Consider the following 348-nt stretch of genomic DNA (forward strand, 5'->3'; position numbering starts at 1 on the left):
ACGCTGTCGCGGGTCATGTCCTGTGAGGTGGACTGGCGTCTGCTGCTGCGTGAGGACGATGATCCCGCCGCACTGCTGGGAGATGACTTCGCGCGTGAGCATGCCGGGCGGGTTTGGCGTGCGCCGCAGGCGGGCAATGGGCTCGGTGCCAGTCTCGGCGATGCCTTCCGTCAGCTGGAAGATGATGCTGGATTGGCGCATGTGCAGGTGGCGGCGGTATGGCTGGCGGACATGGCGCAGATCACGGCGCAGACCTTTCATGTCCTTCGGGCCGAGGCTCAGGCCGGTGGCGTGCATATCGTGCGACCGAGGCTTGAAGGCGAGGGCGGCCCCGGGCATCCGGTGCTG

General features: G+C 67.2%; 1 protein-coding gene. It reads right to left on the minus strand.

The features are described from left to right. A partial coding sequence (locus R0J88_RS19110) for a hypothetical protein (protein ID WP_410900745.1) occupies positions 1–297 on the minus strand: 297 nt, incomplete at its 3' end. Positions 298–348 lie beyond the last annotated feature (51 nt).

This window comes from Pseudoalteromonas sp. SIMBA_162, from assembly GCF_046535955.1.
GTDB classification, from domain to species: Bacteria; Pseudomonadota; Gammaproteobacteria; order Enterobacterales; family Alteromonadaceae; genus Pseudoalteromonas; species Pseudoalteromonas marina.